The organism is Pseudomonas petrae (genome assembly GCF_021728295.1).
Classification (GTDB): domain Bacteria; phylum Pseudomonadota; class Gammaproteobacteria; order Pseudomonadales; family Pseudomonadaceae; genus Aquipseudomonas; species Aquipseudomonas petrae.
Window position 1 is genome coordinate 13,989 of record NZ_JAKJXE010000002.1, and the last position, 15,401, is coordinate 29,389.

Annotated in this window: 9 protein-coding genes; 5 read left to right on the forward strand and 4 right to left on the reverse strand. The window is 61.7% G+C overall.

Annotated elements, in window-relative coordinates:
- Nucleotides 1-150 precede the first annotated feature (150 nt).
- On the reverse strand, nucleotides 151-1,044 hold the full coding sequence (locus tag L4G42_RS03635) for a LysR family transcriptional regulator (protein ID WP_237254819.1): 894 nt from the start codon (nucleotides 1,042-1,044) through the stop codon (nucleotides 151-153).
- Between the two features lie 185 nt (nucleotides 1,045-1,229).
- Between L4G42_RS03635 and L4G42_RS03640 the strand changes: the two genes are divergently transcribed.
- Nucleotides 1,230-2,099: an SDR family oxidoreductase gene (locus L4G42_RS03640; RefSeq protein WP_237254820.1), complete on the forward strand. Its 870-nt coding sequence runs from the start codon at nucleotides 1,230-1,232 to the stop codon at nucleotides 2,097-2,099.
- 337 nt (nucleotides 2,100-2,436) lie between these two features.
- On the opposite strand, the gene L4G42_RS03645 is transcribed toward L4G42_RS03640, so the two are convergent.
- The gene (locus L4G42_RS03645; RefSeq protein WP_237254821.1) at nucleotides 2,437-4,857 is read right to left on the reverse strand and encodes a DUF3772 domain-containing protein; all 2,421 of its coding nucleotides are present in this window, start codon (nucleotides 4,855-4,857) and stop codon (nucleotides 2,437-2,439) included.
- A gap of 725 nt (nucleotides 4,858-5,582) precedes the next feature.
- Between L4G42_RS03645 and L4G42_RS03650 the strand changes: the two genes are divergently transcribed.
- On the forward strand, nucleotides 5,583-6,527 hold the full coding sequence (locus tag L4G42_RS03650) for a DNA/RNA non-specific endonuclease (RefSeq protein ID WP_237252483.1): 945 nt from the start codon (nucleotides 5,583-5,585) through the stop codon (nucleotides 6,525-6,527).
- Between the two features lie 93 nt (nucleotides 6,528-6,620).
- On the opposite strand, the gene L4G42_RS03655 is transcribed toward L4G42_RS03650, so the two are convergent.
- Both L4G42_RS03655 and L4G42_RS03660 read right to left on the reverse strand, forming a co-directional pair.
- Nucleotides 6,621-8,219 carry a J domain-containing protein gene (locus tag L4G42_RS03655; RefSeq protein WP_237260565.1) on the reverse strand — a complete coding sequence of 533 codons (1,599 nt, stop codon included), beginning with the start codon at nucleotides 8,217-8,219 and terminating at the stop codon, nucleotides 6,621-6,623.
- Between the two features lie 3 nt (nucleotides 8,220-8,222).
- A complete protein-coding gene (locus tag L4G42_RS03660; RefSeq protein ID WP_237252487.1) occupies nucleotides 8,223-9,920 on the reverse strand; it encodes a molecular chaperone HscC in 1,698 nt (565 codons plus the stop codon).
- A 351-nt stretch (nucleotides 9,921-10,271) separates the two neighbouring features.
- Between L4G42_RS03660 and L4G42_RS03665 the strand changes: the two genes are divergently transcribed.
- From L4G42_RS03665 to L4G42_RS03675, 3 genes are all read left to right on the forward strand, one after another.
- Nucleotides 10,272-10,973, forward strand: a complete 702-nt coding sequence (locus tag L4G42_RS03665; protein ID WP_237252489.1) for a DUF3053 domain-containing protein — start codon at nucleotides 10,272-10,274, stop codon at nucleotides 10,971-10,973.
- A 141-nt stretch (nucleotides 10,974-11,114) separates the two neighbouring features.
- Nucleotides 11,115-13,301, forward strand: coding sequence for a M48 family metallopeptidase (locus tag L4G42_RS03670; protein WP_237252716.1), 2,187 nt, complete (start codon nucleotides 11,115-11,117; stop codon nucleotides 13,299-13,301).
- A gap of 210 nt (nucleotides 13,302-13,511) precedes the next feature.
- The gene (locus L4G42_RS03675) at nucleotides 13,512-15,263 is read left to right on the forward strand and encodes a right-handed parallel beta-helix repeat-containing protein (protein WP_237252490.1); all 1,752 of its coding nucleotides are present in this window, start codon (nucleotides 13,512-13,514) and stop codon (nucleotides 15,261-15,263) included.
- Nucleotides 15,264-15,401 lie beyond the last annotated feature (138 nt).

A 15,401-nucleotide genomic window follows, 5' to 3' on the forward strand; every position in this document is an offset into this window, starting at 1 on the left:
GCGCTCCTGCGCTAGGTGGAAGTCGGTCTATGTTCGATCAAGGAAGAAGATGTATCTAGAGTTATGGATGATAGAACAGGGTAATCCTCTTCAGATGCCACGACGCAGTAAGGCTGCATCTTCGCCGGCGACAACGAACGACGCGTCCTCTCACCGCGCCATGAAAGCCGCCAGTTCCTCGGGCGCGCCGTTCGGAAACGCGCGTCGCAAATAATCGAGGAACGCCGACACCCGCGCGCTCAACAACCGTCGCGACGGATACAGGGCCCACAGTGCGACTTCCGGCGCGTCGATGTCGCCCCAGTGCACCAGCGTTCCGTCGCGCAGGTCCTGGCCCACCAGTGACACCGGCAAGCGACCGACGCCCACTCCCGCCAGGACGGCGTCGCGCACCATGACCAGCGAAGACAGACTGAGTACCGGGTCGATGGTCATGCAGGTTCGGCCGGTGGGAGAAGCTATATCCCAAACGAGCGTGCGGTCGCTGGGCCCTCTCGTCACCGCCGCTACCGGGACGTCGGGGGCAGGGCGGTCAAGGTGAGGGCTCGCAACGACCACCAGCCGGTCGTGCATGAAAATACGGCCGATCAGGCTTTCGTCGACGTCCGGATTGACCCGGATCACCAGGTCATAACCTTCCTCGATCATGTCGACGGCGCGGTCTTCGGTGGTCACCTCGAGGCGTACTTCCGGGTGCTCAAGGACAAAGCCCGCCGCCAGCTTGCCCATGGCGGTCTGGGCAAATAACAGCGGGGCGCTGATGCGCAATTTACCCCGTGGTCGCGCCCCGCCCGATGCAATCGCCGCCGCTGTCTCGTCAAGTTCGGTCAGCAACGCCCCCGTGCGTTCAAACAGCGCGCGGCCTTCCTCGGTGAGCTTCAGCGTGCGCCCGCCGCGCTCGAACAGGCGCAAATCCAGGCTGCGTTCCAGCTCCGCGACCCGACGTGACAACGTCGCTTTAGGCCGCTCGGCGGCACGTGCAGCGCGGCCGAACCCGCCATGCCGGGCGACGAGATTGAAATCAGCGAGGGCAAGCAAATCCATGGTTCACCTGAATGACGAAGGCACAGCTTAGAAATGAGCGACAACCCCGGTCGCAGAGCGCCAGGGCCAGAACTGGGAGCGACTGTTCCACAGATGGAACGCCTTGTCTAATTTCGGCGTCTAGCGGCTCACTCCTGATCCATCGATAGTGGTGTCTCCAGTCAAACCCACATCGGTGAACCATCATGACCATTCTCGTAACAGGCGCTACCGGCCGCGTCGGCAGCAAAGTCGTTGAGCAGCTCCTTAAGCGCGACGCGCACGTTCGTGTTCTTGTCCGTGATCCTTCGAACAGTCATTTCTCCTCGCAGGTGGACGTCGTTCAGGGCGAGATGCTCGATATCGAATCCCTTCGTCGTGCGTTCGTCGGCGTCTCCACGCTCTTCCTGCTTAACGCAGTGGCGCCCGACGAGTTCACCCAGGCGCTGATCGCGCTCAATATCGCCAGAGAGGCCGGCGTCAACCGCGTGGTGTACCTCTCGGTCATCCACGCTGACCGCTTCGTCGACGTGCCGCACTTCGCGGTGAAATCAGGCGCAGAGCGGATGATTGAACAGATGGGCTTCAATGCCACGATCCTGCGTCCGACCTATTTCATCGACAACGACGAAATGGTCAAGGAAGCCATCTTCGATCACGGCGTGTATCCGATGCCGATTGGCAGTAAAGGCCTCGCCATGGTCGATGCCCGCGATATCGCCGAAGTGGCAGCCATCGAGTTGATCCGCCGCGATCAGGCATCGGATGAGCTGCCCATCGAAATCATCAATCTGGTCGGCCCGGATACGCTAACGGGAGAGGGCGTTGCCACGATCTGGACGCAAGTCCTCGGACGCCCGGTGGTTTACGGGGGAGATGAGCCGTCGGGGTTCGAGCAGAATGTCGCGAACTTCATGCCCAAGTGGATGGCCTATGAAATGCGCCTCATGGCCCAGCGTTTTGTCAGCGACGGTATGATTCCCGAGACCGGCGACGTGGCACGCCTGACGCAAATCCTGGGCCGGGAGCTTCATTCCTATCGAGACTTCGCGACCCGTTTGGCAGGTTCGGTCTGAACAGGCGGCCAGCGGCATGCTGAGAGGCGAATTTGATCAGTATTTCGCTGGCCGCCCGCTCCGGCGGCGCCGGCACTAAAGCCGGCGTGTTCCGGTGAAAATCGCCGAGAGGAGCGGAATTTCCCCACGACTTCCTGATCGCTTCAATCTTCGGTGCCTTTTACGGACTGACCCTGGCGTGTTTCGTGCCGCGTCTGGATTATCGTTGGGCCCATGCTGAAGATCCGAACAAAGAGGTGAGCTGATCCCGGTGGGGGCGAGGCCCGTCCGCGACTCGCGGCGTGTCAGTCATGAAGCAGTCGACTGTCGCGCCGCGCGCCTCAATTCGACGGGGTGATCAATCAGCCACGGCCGGCGGCGGCTCTTTGCTCAGCCCGTCATTGATCAACACCATGCTCTGCGGTGCAGACAGCGCGATGCCCATTTCCCGCAGGCGCCCCAGCACGGTAAACAGCAGGTCGCTTCGGGCATTCCCCACCGAGCGCGGGCTGTTCACGTAACCACTGGCGCTGATGATCAGGCCCGTGTTGGTCAGGTCTTTAAAGGTGACCGACGGCGCTGGCGTATCGAGCACGGCTTCATGCTCGGTAAACGCCTGCAACAGCAGTTCGCGGATCTGCAAGACATCCGTTTCCAGCGGCAGCGTCAGGGAAATCCCGACAACGCCCAGCGCATTGCCCATGGTCACGTTGCGCACGTTCTGGGTAATGAACTGTGAGTTCGGCACGATCACCGTGGAGCGGTCGGACATCTGGATTTCGGTGGCACGCACGTTGATCCGGCGAATATCGCCTTCGACCCCCGCCAGGCTCACCCAGTCTCCCACCTTGACCGGTCGCTCGGTCAGCAGGATCAGGCCGGAGATGAAGTTCTGCACGATGGCCTGCAAACCAAAACCGATCCCCACCGACAGGGCGCTCACTACCCAGGTCAGGTTCGTCAGGCTGATGTGCAGCGTCGACATCACCACCGCAATCACCAGCACAAAACCGATGTAGCCGATCAGGGTTACCAGGGACGCCTGCATGCCGGCGTCCATGTTGGTTTCCGGCAGCAGGCGTTCGCCGAACCATTCCTTGAGGACGCGCACGCCCAGCAGGCCGATCACCAGGCAACCCAGTGCCAGCAGAATGTCCCCCGGGACGATATTCAGGTTACCCAGGGATTTGTTGGTGATTTCCATCCGGGTGAAGCTTTCGAGCAACTCGCCCGGGCTTGAACCGGAGGGGAGGAAGGCCAGCAGCACGGCGACCAACAACAGCAAACTGCGGCCCACGCCCGCGAGAATGGTGCTCGCCTGGGCCTGATGGCGCGGGGACAGGCCGAGTGCCGAACCCAGGGCCATGCCGCCTGGTTGCTTGGGCGACAACAGGGTCTCGCAGACGTCGCCGAAGAACGCCACCAGCAGGTAGGCGGTCGCCGCCACCACGCTCATCCAGAGCAGCTTGACTGCGAGGAAGTAGGCCAGGGTCAGGTAACCGCTCAACAATGCCAGCAAACTCAAACCGACCCAGACCGCGACAACGAAGGGAATCAACCCGGCGAGGCCGCCCGGACGCTCCAGCTCATGGCGGCGACGGGTGCGGCGGTAGCGCACCAGGCCGAAGAAAAACACCAGCGAAACGGCCAGCGCCGTCAGGCCGTTGACCGCCACGGTCAGCGCCAGGCTGCTGGCGATCACACTGTTGATCCGTTCCTGGGTGCCGATAATCATGAGCGCCAGGGCCAGGACGGCCGGGAAACGGCCCATGGCCGTGGCGATTTCGTCAGGAATCTTCGGCAGGCGCCACGACGGGTGCGGCAGCATCAACAGCGCGCGGCCCAGGCCGACGATGAAGGCGCAGAAGGTGATCAGCGTTTGCACCTGGTCGAGCAGATTGACCACGTCGTTGCTGAGCACCGCATTGCTGACGATGCCCCAGCGCAGCAGGGAGGTGGCGGCGGTGATGGTGAGCACCGTCGACAGCCCGACGGCCAGTGCCAGGGCGCTGCGGCGCAGACGGCCCTCGGGCAACCAACGGACCATCAGGCGAATCAGCAGGCTCTCCAGCAAGCGGCGCACCACCACCCAGATCAGCAGCGCGCCGATCACAACGCTGGCAAACAGCATGCGGTTGCCGGGCGCCAGCGCGCTGGTGAACACGCTGCGGACGTCGTCCAGCAGGCCGTTCATGCGCCTGAGGTCGTCATCGGTCGGGCGAATCAGGGTCGACCAGAATGCCGAACTGAGGGGGCTTGCCGTGCGGGTGCTGATTTGCGAATCGAAAAGGCTGCGGCGCAGGCTGAAGATCTGCGTGGCGAGATCCCGTGCCGACTGACTCAAGGTGTTGGTCTGCCGCTCGTCGCTGACAAGCGCGTTTTTCTGGGCGGTCAACGCCTTGCGCTGGCTGGTCAGGGTGGGCGCTTCATCCGGTTGCACCGGGCCAAGGATGTTCAGTTGATCGTTCAGGTGTTCGATGTCGACCGCCTGTTTCGCGATCAGATCATCGGCTTGCTTCTGCACCTGCAACGCGGCCTGGCGCAGGCTTGACAGCAAATCATCATTGGCACTCACGGTGACTTTTTGTCGGATCTGGTCAAGCTGCTCGCTCAAGTCATCCAGGCTTGGGGCCTCGACTTCCGGCGTTGCATCCGCCTGGCTGGCGGCCTTTGGCGCGGCTTGCGGCGCCGTCGCTGCCTGTGCGAAAGCTGGCAGGGTGACGCACAGCAACAGCGCGAGCACCCCAGCGTAGAAACGGTTCAACGTAGCGTGTTGCATTCGGGTTCCTTTGGGGCGTTAACCGGTTTTGCGATCTGAACGTTTGGCGCAGGTGTGAACGGCAGGCAGGGGCTCTCGACCATTCGTGCGCGCGGGGGCGGATCATAACAAGTATTGGGTCGGGGCGACTCACGCTCGCTGTCCACTGCCAGCAGTAGTGCGGCTGATGGAAGATCAAGAGCGTCTGCCTGGGGGCAGACTGTTTCGCCTTCGGCGAGTTACTTGATAAAGCCCCAAGTAACCAAGGGCTTGTGCTCTTGGTTGGGCCCGACTTCGTCGGGTTCCTTCACTCCGGTCTCGCTCCGTGGGCCCGCGCCGAACGGACATCCATGTCCTGACGGCGCTCTCGCCGCATCCATGCGGCTCGGCCCACTGCGCGAAACCTGCGTTCAGCCTGCACCCAAGTCGCGTTCTGCGGTGTCTGGGCTTTTTGCGTATGAAGATCAAGATCAAAAGCGCGTTTAAATCAGATCAAGGACTTCCCGGCTGAAGCCGGTCCTACGGTCGAGGTCACCGCGAATCCCACTGCACGCATACGATGGCTTTGTAGGACCGGCTTCAGCCGGGAAGGGGGCCTCTCGGTCAACATCAATACGTGCTGTGAACCCACAGTTAGCCGATACCCCCTTCAGGTCATGCGATATTCACACTTGGCGGCACATGATCGTGTTCGTTGTATCACCCGGGCCCGCCCGACGGGCCTCCATCAATCAAGAGGTAGCAGGATGCCGACAAATAACGCTCAGGTGGATCTCGCCCATCGCCCCCGTCTTGCTGATCTTCAGCCCATCACAGCCGACACGTCATCCCATGCCACCGCGCTGCGATCAACCCCGCAAGGGCGGGTCACGCCAGTGTCAGCACTGGAAGGTCGATCGGGTTACAGCGGTGAGTTTCTGGGGGAATTCGTCGTGCCGTGGCCGACGATTTCAACACCCGACGATGTGTATCCCGTGGGCAATCCGGGCAATCGTCTGGATTACACCCACTTCTCCATCAGCATGTCCCGGAGTCGGCGCATCGCGCTGTATGTGGGCGTGAACATCGAGGGTGGCAGCAGCGTCGAAATTGTGCGGAGTCAGGACAACTGGGCCTACGACGGTCGCCTGCCGGTCGAGGCGCAGATCGGCGACGATCTGTACCGCGATAACCTGCTGGATCGCGGCCATCTGGTTCGCCGGCAGGACCCCAACTGGGGCGCCGAGGCGCAAACCGCCAATCAGGACACGTTCCACTTCACCAACTGTTCGCCGCAGATGTCCGCCTTCAACCAGAAAACCTGGCTGGAACTCGAAGACTTCATTCTTGAAAACACCCGCCGCTGGAAAGAGCGCGCCACGGTGTTTACCGGACCGGTCCTGCGCAGTGACGACCCGCTGTACCGGGGCGTGCAGATACCCCGAGCCTTCTGGAAAGTCGTCGCATTCCTTGGCGATGACGGCAAGCCTTCGGCCAGCGCGTACGTTATCGACCAGACCCGCGAGCTGGGCAAGCTGGAGCTGGTGTTTGGCGCACTGAGGACGTATCGACGCAGCGTCACTCAGATTGAGGCGCTCACCGGCATCAGCTTCGGTGAGCTGGCGCGGTATGACGGGTTTTCCAATGAAGAACAGATCACCGGCACCCGCATCGAGGCACTGATCCAGCGGCCGGAGGATATTCGGCTCTAGCGCGGCACTGCGGTGTCCGAAGGCCCTAAGGCTTCTCCGCCGAGGCCTTCCAGCCCAGCTTCTCCGCGCAACGTCCCGCGTCGCGCCTGGAGCTCAGGAGCCTTGGGTCAGCAGCGTGCCGGGCATGTTCTGTTGCACATATGCGATCACAACCACCATGGCGATACCGAACAGCCACTGCAGCGGGCTGAGCCCGGCGATCCGGTAAATCGCCTGCAATGGCCGTCGCCAGCGGTATTGGCGATTGATTGGCACCGCGCGTCCGGCTGGCAGTTTGCCGATCAGCAGAGTGATCACATAGGTCACCACGCCCAGCAGTCCGAGCCATTTCCACAGAATGAAACCAACGGTCAGCATCGGTACGCTGTTGCGGATCACCAGAAAACGCCGATCCCGCGTCAGTTGGTGGCGTGCGCACCAGGCGCTGACGCTTTGATCGATGTCGTAGAAGGATTTCGTGAACGCGACCCAGAGGTCTAACAGCCATTTGCCCATGTAAGCGGCCAGCACCCCAAGCAGGACCAGGATCGGCGACATGATCACCATGACCGGGAGTTCGGCGGGGTGCAGGCCATTCATGCCCAAGGCGAGGGTGACCGTCATGCCAGCGCAGGCCCGCTTCATCACGTGCTGGGGACTTTCGTGCCCCACCAGTGCTTTCCAGAACCACGGATTGTGGTCAGGGAACATCCGTGCCCAGTCGGGAAACCGTGTCGTGAACGCCTCCGACAACTCCTCGCAAGCCTGCCAGTCAGCCTCGGTGAATGTCGCGACGCGTGCCTGAAGGCGTTCCGCAGACGAACCCGTCAGGAACAGCGCAGCGGCATTGGCGCGCGGGTTGGGATGCTGCTCACCCTCGCGCACCCGTGCACGCAATTCGTCCACCCATTTCTTCTCTTCGCAGCGCCGGAGCAGGGTGTGCCATTGCTCATCGACGATGGGAACAACCGCTGACTCAGTGTCCCAGGCGAAAAGCTGGCGGATCCTCTGAAACAAAGCGGGGGACCAGTTTTTATGTTCGAGAAAAAGATCGAGCACCTGCACGTGCAGCGTCTGGCGACGGGCGAGATCGCCCAGCCACCCTTGTTTGCTGTGGTGCTTAAGGCACTCGATAAAACGCGTTTCCTCACCGTCGGCCATGCATTGCTCCAGCCTGCGGTACAGCCCCAGGGAGAGCAGATGGCCGAGCCGCTGCTGATCGGCTTCCCGGGGACGAACCTGTTGCCAGGGTGTCAGCCACTGGCGGGTTTCCAGGCCCCATCGCAACAGGTTCGGGTACGCGTCCGGCGTGTGCGCGCAACGCATGAACAGCAGGGTCTCGACGGTTGATTCAATGCCCCGCGCGATCGCTTCATTCCAGCATTGATCCACGGCAGTGTCGTCAAACGTTTCGAGCAGCTCGGCGGCCTGCTCCTGAGCGGAACGCACCACTGGCCGGGTGACCGGCGCAGGTCTTTGCACCAGAGGCGCTGCCGAAGCCTGTACAAGCGAAGCGTCACCGCCAACGCCATCGTCGCCCTCGCGTGCCAGTTGCAACGCGCGCTCGTAGGCTTCTCGCAGTTGCTGGAACGCGACCGGGTTTTCGTCCGGACGGGTAACCTTCAGCAGCTTGGCGTATTGGCGTTTAACACTGCGCTCATCGGAGCGGGCAGGGAGGTCGAGAATCTTCCAGCAATCGACAGTCGCGTCCATGGGTCAGTGCCAGCCGCCGCGTTCCAGCTGGCCAAGGCGCTCGTTCAGCTCTGTGCGCGTTTGCCGGATGATGCGCTCGTCCTGACTGTCGAGGGCGCGCTGAAACTGGCTTGCCCAGTCACCGATCAGTTCGCGGCGTTCTCCCAGGCTCTCCTGATACAAATGCTCCAGCCTCGCCATCAGCAGCGTGTTGACCTGCTGGTCGCGGGGATGGACCTTGAGCACGGCGAGTGCTTGCAGACGCTCGGCAATTTCCTTGGGACTGAGCACGCCGGGGTTGTTTTCGATGACCAGCGCGAACTGCTCGCCGGTTTTGGGAATAGTGACCTGACACTCGAGAATGCCGTTGTTGTCGTAGGTGAAGCGGACGTCGAGATCGACGTTGCCCTTGTTGTGCGGCGGAAGGGGAATCTCCAGTTCACCCAACGGAATGTTATCGCGCACCAGGCGGCTTTCACCCTGGAAGATACACACCTTCACAGCGGCCTGGCCTTCCTCGGCGGAGCAAACGGTCTTCACCCGGCTGACCGGTACGGTGGTGTTGCGCTCGATGATCGGCAGATAGTGCCCATTCTCACGGTGCTGGCCGTGCTGTTGTGAGACCTCGATGCCCAGGGTGTAGGAGCAGACGTCGGTCAGCACCACTTCCTCCAGCGCCGCGTCCCGGGACTTCAAGGCTGCCTGAATCGCTGCTCCGTGGGCCACGGCTTCGTCGGGGTTAAGCTGAATGGAAGGGAAGCGCCCGAACAGGCCAGCCGCCAGTTTGCGCACCAGCGGCATACGCGTGGTGCCGCCCACCATAAGGATTTCGTCGAGATCGCCGATCTGCAGCTTGGCATCGCGCATGGCCCGTTCGACCGGGTTGCGCAGCCGTTCGAGCAACGGCGCATACAGCGCGGCCATGTCCGCTTGGGTGAAGGTTTGCTGCCACTGCTGGCCGTCCACGCGCAGCACGAACTCGTCGCTGCGCACCTGGCCCAGGGCGATGCGCAGGCGTTGAGCTTCGCGGTGCAGCGCGTGAGCGATTGATTCGGGGGCAGGGAAGCCTGGCTGGTCGGCTTGAGAGCGAACGAAAGCCTCGGCCAGCAGCCGGTCAAAATCCTCGCCACCGAGGAAGTTGTCCCCCGCACTGGCGCGGACCTCCATCACGCCCTCGAACAGCTCGAGGATCGACACGTCAAACGTCCCGCCCCCCAGGTCGAACACCAGAAACGAACATTCCTTGCCGTGCTGCGGCAAGCCGAACGCCAGCGCGGCGGCAGTGGGCTCGTTGATCAGCTTGTCGACCTTGAGGCCGGCCAGTTCTCCCGCGATGCGGGTGGCTTTGCGTTGGGCATCGCTGAAATAAGCGGGCACGCTGATGACCGCCTCAACGACCGTCTCGCCATAGGCGCGTTCGACGTCTTCCTTGAGGCTTCTGAGCACCAGCGCAGAAAGCTCTTCAGGACGGAATACGTGGTTGCCGAGGGCCGTCTGGTGGGCGCTGCCCATGTGCCGTTTGAACAACGCAGTGGTCAGGGAAGGGTGGGTGTGCAGGCGTTCGCGGGCGGCTTGCCCGACCAGAATCCGGCCCTCATCGTCCAGCCCGACCACGGAGGGGGTGAGCAGCTCGCCCAGCGCGTTCGGCACCAGCACGCTGGCATCGTCTTTCCAGACCGCGACCAGGCTGTTGGTGGTACCGAGGTCAATACCGACGATCATGGGTGAGTTCCTGTCTGCAGGCTTGGGGAGCCTGGGGCTGCGATAAACGTGGTGGCGTTCATGAATGTTGTCTTCCTTGAGCCCGGAGGTTGTGTGCGCGGATTTGAGAATGATCGGCGTGCAGGGTTCAAGTGCTCATTCGGACCCACTGCGCCGACTGCGTAACATTTCGCAAAATTACAAAATAATAGGATCCAAAGGGAATTTATTTTTGCACAAGCTATCTAGCATCACGCTTACAGACGGTTCATTGGTTTCGACAAGCTGCCGACTGAACCCGAACGCTGTACCGCCCCGAAGCAAGATTTCTCTGCCAACGGCTTTTTTTCACTTCCTGGAGATTCCCCGACAATGACCGTCTCATTCAGCCGCCACTGGTTACTCGCCCTCGCACTGCCGCTGCTACTGACCGCCTGCGGCAGCAGCGAGCCTGACCAGCGCGCCGCGTTCAAGCAGTTCCTGCAAACCCGGATCATCGACAAGCCGGGCGTCCACGTTCCCAAACTGACACCGGAAGAATCGAAGTCTTTCGGCGATTACACCCAGCACTACGCCGTGATCACTGACTTCAACAGTGGTATGGACGCCAGCATCAAACCCCTGAACGGCTTCGTGCAGAAAGGCGCGTTCCATTCATTGAGCGACGTGATTGAGCGCCGCGATGATCTCAAGACGGTGCAAACCGGCTTGAACGACCTGGTCGTGCAGCTCAAGCAAGCGCTGGCGAAAGCAGACACAGCCCATGCCCAGCTCAAGCAGCCGGACGATCTGAAAACGGTGTATGACAGCGCCTATGATCGCACCGTGACCGTCCCGGCCAACACGCTCCTGACCGTCATGCCGCAAGTCAACGGCACCTTCGAATCGGGCCTCAAAGTGGCGGACTACGTCGACGCTCACAAGGCGCAGATCCAGATCAATGGCTCGGTGATTCAAGTGACGGACCCCAAGGTGCAGGCTGAATTGAACACGCTGCTGCAGGACCTGAATGCCAAGGCCAAGGTGGTTCAAGAAGCGCAGACACGTATGCAGGCCGTCATGTTGGGTCGCTGAATCCCGACCTGATAGCGGTGCCGGGGGTTTCTTATCCCTCGGTTTCGTAAAGCACGCAAGGGTCATCAGGCCATTGCTCAAGGACGTAAGCGCGCCAGGGAAGGCACTCGGCGGCGCAGTAAAAAGGGCCGCCACGTGAACATGAAAAAGCTGAAGCTGATCGCTGTACTGGTTTTATTCCCTCTTGCACTGAATCTGTTTGGGGTCTGGGAGCTGCAACGCAGCACCGAGGACCGCCTGACCTACGCGGGCTATCAGGCTGACCTCGATGAAGCGCGTCCGGAACTGCAAGCCATCGCTGACAAAAGCGGTTCGCGGCCAGTGATGGTCGACGTCGGCGACGGCGAGAAAATGGAAGTGAACGAGGCGTTGGCCCGCGTCGCCGGGTTGCAGGACGAGCTGGACACTCTGCTGCCGCTGACCAACGTCATGGTCTGGCTCGCAACAGGCGTCATCACGCTGGGATTGCTGGCTGCACTGGTCGGCGGGCTCGGCTTGCTCGCCCTTGACTGGGCAGGCCGGCGCGCCATGCATTCGCGGGAGCAACTGCTGCACAGCTTCACCCGCGTGACCAGACTGCTGCCCTTCGTTCTGGTGGGGCACGTGGTGGTGATGGGGGCAGCGATTGCCGCCATCATCGCGTTCGAGGCGCTGAATGTCTGGCACGCCGGGCGACTCTCCGCCGGCGAAATGAAATTCATGTTCGCCGCCATGGTCCTCGTCGCCGGCTCCCTGTATTCGATCTGGCAGATGGGCACGCAGTTGCGCGTCATGCTCAACATGTTCCAGCCTACGCCGATGGACGTGATGGGGGAGGCGGTCACCGCCGAACAGGCGCCGTTGCTCTGGGCTTACGTGAACGATCTGGCCCAAAAACTGGGCGCGCTGCCACCCGATCACATCGTGTTGGGCATGGCCGCCGGATTTTATGTCACCTCCGGGGACATCTCCCTCGCGCCGGCCAACACCACCTTGACGGGACGCACCCTGCATGTGCCGCTGGTGTACCTGGGCATCCTCGATGAGGCCGAGACCACCGCGGTCATCGGCCACGAGTTGGGGCATTTTGCTGGCGCGGATACCGAGTTCAGCATGCGTTTCGTGCCGATTTACCACGGCATCGAGCGCAGCCTGGTGGTGATCGGGCAGACCCTGGTCGACAGTGAAATGCTGCAACGCGCGACCCTGCACCCGGCGTTCATGCTGGGTGTCTACTTCATGGAAAGTTTCGACCACGCGGTGATGCACTGGAGCCGTGTGCGCGAGCTGGAAGCCGATGCCGCCGGTGCTCAGTTGGCGGGCAATCTGGCTGCCGCTTCTGCGCTGGTGCGTATTTCCGCCATTGATCCGATGCTTCAGGACCGCTTGGCCACGCATATCGCGCAAGCCACCCATATAACCCCCGAGCAGAGCGCTGTTCAGGATCTGCCCACGACACTTCTGCATGAGATGGCTGCGCTGCCGCTGACCCTGCCGGAAGAGGAAATGGCCACGCAGCTGCCCCACCCGTCAGACACTCATCCTTCGAATGGCGAGCGCGTGGCGTCTCTCAAGGTCTCCATCGACGATGCCGTGCGCACTGGCACGCGGCCGCTGGATGCAACGCAAGCCTGTGCGACGATGGATCGCTACTTCGCGCAGCCCGACGTGTTGCGCAGCCGCCTGACGGAAGATTATCTAAGCCATCATGTTCAGCAGGACGCTGCGATCGTGGAGACGTTGCGCACCCACGCCGGCAACGTAACCGGCGACGTCGCACTGCACGAAGGGGCGCGCCTGCGGGGTCAGATCCTGCTCGGGTTCAGTGGCTTGTCGGCGCTGGCGGGGTTGGGCCTGCTGCTTGCCCCGCTGCTGTTTCCGGGGGTTGCAGGGCATGACCCGCAGCCGTTCTTCGTCGGTGGCGGCATCGCTCTGTTCATCACGCTGTGCACGCTGCCCTTTGGATTGCGCTTCTTCAGACGCGCCCATAAAACCGCGCTGCTGCTGACGCCGGATCACTTTGTGTTCGCCAACCTCAAAGCGCCGCTGCCGATTCGCGACATCGCCGATTTCAGCCTTCACGTCGGCAATGTGCTCATGCTGACTGTTCAGCTTGAAGACGACGCGCCGTTGCCCGATCTGAACCCGCGCTCGTTCTTCTCACCCGATGCCGTGCTCAATAAGAAGAAACGCTGGTTGATGTTGCCCCTCTCCCAGTTCTGCCGCGATGACAAAAAGCTCAAGATCCCTGAACTGGCCGAACTGATCGGGACCTACATCAACGCAGGTGCAGCGCGGCATTTGCTGCAGCAGCGGTTTGAGCAGGGTGGGGAGTTGAAGGCTGGGTAGATTGGGTCGGGTTGTAGCGAAATTCGGAGCCCCCAGGGTCGGGATAGTAGGACCGGCTTTAGCCGGGAAGTCTTTGATCCTGCGCCTGAGCTAAACGGGCAGAACTGAGGATGATTTACCCACCGTTCGTCACATGGCCCGTCAGATGACCCGCCTTTCACACAGCATGCCCATACTGCTCCCGTCTCTTCAGTTGAAACGGAGCACGTTATGACACTGCAATTCAATGTCCGGGATTTCGGCGCGGTCGGTGATGGACATACCTCTGACACTGCGGCCATTCAAGCAGCCATCGATGCTGCGGCAAAAGCCGGTGGCGGCGACGTTTACATTCCTGCCGGGACCTGGATCCTGACCCCAGGCGACAAGCCTGCCGATGGCGCGCTGATGCTTAAAAGCAACGTGTTCATCAAGGGCGAGGGCATGGGCAACACGGTGCTCAAGCTGGCCGATGGCACCGACCAGGCGGTCACCGGCATCATCCGCTCGGCGAGCGGCGAGGCGACCCACGATTTCGGCGTCAGTAACCTCACCCTCGACGGCAACCGAGATGCCACCAGCGGCAAGGTGGATGGCTGGTACAACGGCTTTCTACCGGGGCAGCCGGGTCAGGACACCAACGTCACGCTGTCCGGCGTCGAGATCCGCGATTGCTCGGGCTACGGCTTCGACCCCCACGAGCGCACGGCGAACATGCTCATCGAAAACAGCGTGTCCCATGGCAACGGGCTGGACGGGTTCGTCGCCGACTACCTGATCGACAGCACGTTTCGCAATAATCTGGCCTACGACAATGACCGTCACGGTTTCAACATCGTCACGACCACTCACGACCTGGCGCTGCTGAACAACGTCTCCCACGACAATGGCGGCGGCGGCATCGTCGTCCAGCGCGGTAGCGAAAACATCCCCTCGCCGTACCACATCACCATCGAAGGTGGCGAGGTATACGGCAATGCCGCTGAAGGCGTCTTGGTGAAACTGTCCAATGGCGTTGATATCAGCGGCGTGGACATTCACCACAACGGCACGTCCGGCGTGCGTGTCTATGGCAGCACGGACGTTGAGGTTCGCGGCAATCTGATTCACGAGAACGCGCAGAAAGCCGGCATCCCTGAAGTCCTGATCCAGCCGTTCGACGATCGCGGCGGCGTCTCCGGGAAGCTTCATCCGTCTGACCACAACACCTTCGCGGACAACATCATCACGGGCGGCGATAAAAGCACCTTCGGGGTGGCAGAGGAGAGCGGCCAGTCAGGCGGCAACTCGGTTTACGGCAACACTTTCGCTCATCTGCAACAGGACGCCGTAGCACTGCAGGGCGGGAGTGACCACGTAGGGACCAACCCCGTGCTGAATGCCATCGACGGCGGGAATGGCAGCGATGCCATCGTCGGAACGGCCAGGGCCGACTCGATCAATGGCAAGGACGGGGCAGACACCCTGAATGGCGGATCCGGGGCGGACCTGCTCTGGGGAGGCGCCGGTCATGACCGATTGCTCGGCGGCAACGGCAATGACACCCTGATCGGCGGCGCCGATGCCGACGTGTTATTCGGCGGCGCAGGCTCGGACCTGTTCCGGTTTGCCTCGGTGTCCGACAGCTACAGGACGTCGACTGCCAGCCATGCCGACCGCATCGGCGACTTCGATTCAGCCCACGACACCATCGATGTCTCGGGCCTTGGTTTTACCGGGTTCGGCGATGGCCATGACGGCACGTTGAAGTTCACGACCAACGCCGAGCACACCCGGGTTTATCTGAAGGACCTGGACGCCGACGTGCAAGGGCATCGGTTCGAGTTGGTGCTGGACGGTGACTTCAAAGCCGGTCTCCCTTCAAAATCGATGGTATTTGCCGACGCCTCAACGTTGTCGGCCAGCACATCAACGACAGCGGACGCGGTGTCAGTGGAGCTGGTAGGCGTGGCTCAGGATCATCTGGAGATTGGGCTCGTTTGACGTAACGTCAGGCCCGTCCTTGCCGGTTTACACGAGCACGGGCAGTGGACCGAGGGATGCACGCGCCGTGAGGCAACACTCACGGCGTGATGCCATACACTTCCCGCACCCATTCCCACACCCACCTTTGCATCCTTC

Excerpts from the sequence above, each read along its gene's own strand:
- L4G42_RS03660 (WP_237252487.1), bottom strand. The coding sequence starts at position 9,920 with ATGATCGTCGGTATTGACCTCGGTACCACCAACAGCCTGGTCGCGGTC.
- L4G42_RS03650 (WP_237252483.1), top strand. The coding sequence starts at position 5,583 with ATGCCGACAAATAACGCTCAGGTGGATCTCGCCCATCGCCCCCGTCTT.
- L4G42_RS03640 (WP_237254820.1), top strand. The coding sequence starts at position 1,230 with ATGACCATTCTCGTAACAGGCGCTACCGGCCGCGTCGGCAGCAAAGTC.
- L4G42_RS03645 (WP_237254821.1), bottom strand. The coding sequence starts at position 4,857 with ATGCAACACGCTACGTTGAACCGTTTCTACGCTGGGGTGCTCGCGCTG.
- L4G42_RS03675 (WP_237252490.1), top strand. The coding sequence starts at position 13,512 with ATGACACTGCAATTCAATGTCCGGGATTTCGGCGCGGTCGGTGATGGA.
- L4G42_RS03655 (WP_237260565.1), bottom strand. The coding sequence starts at position 8,219 with ATGGACGCGACTGTCGATTGCTGGAAGATTCTCGACCTCCCTGCCCGC.
- L4G42_RS03665 (WP_237252489.1), top strand. The coding sequence starts at position 10,272 with ATGACCGTCTCATTCAGCCGCCACTGGTTACTCGCCCTCGCACTGCCG.
- L4G42_RS03635 (WP_237254819.1), bottom strand. The coding sequence starts at position 1,044 with ATGGATTTGCTTGCCCTCGCTGATTTCAATCTCGTCGCCCGGCATGGC.
- L4G42_RS03670 (WP_237252716.1), top strand. The coding sequence starts at position 11,115 with ATGAAAAAGCTGAAGCTGATCGCTGTACTGGTTTTATTCCCTCTTGCA.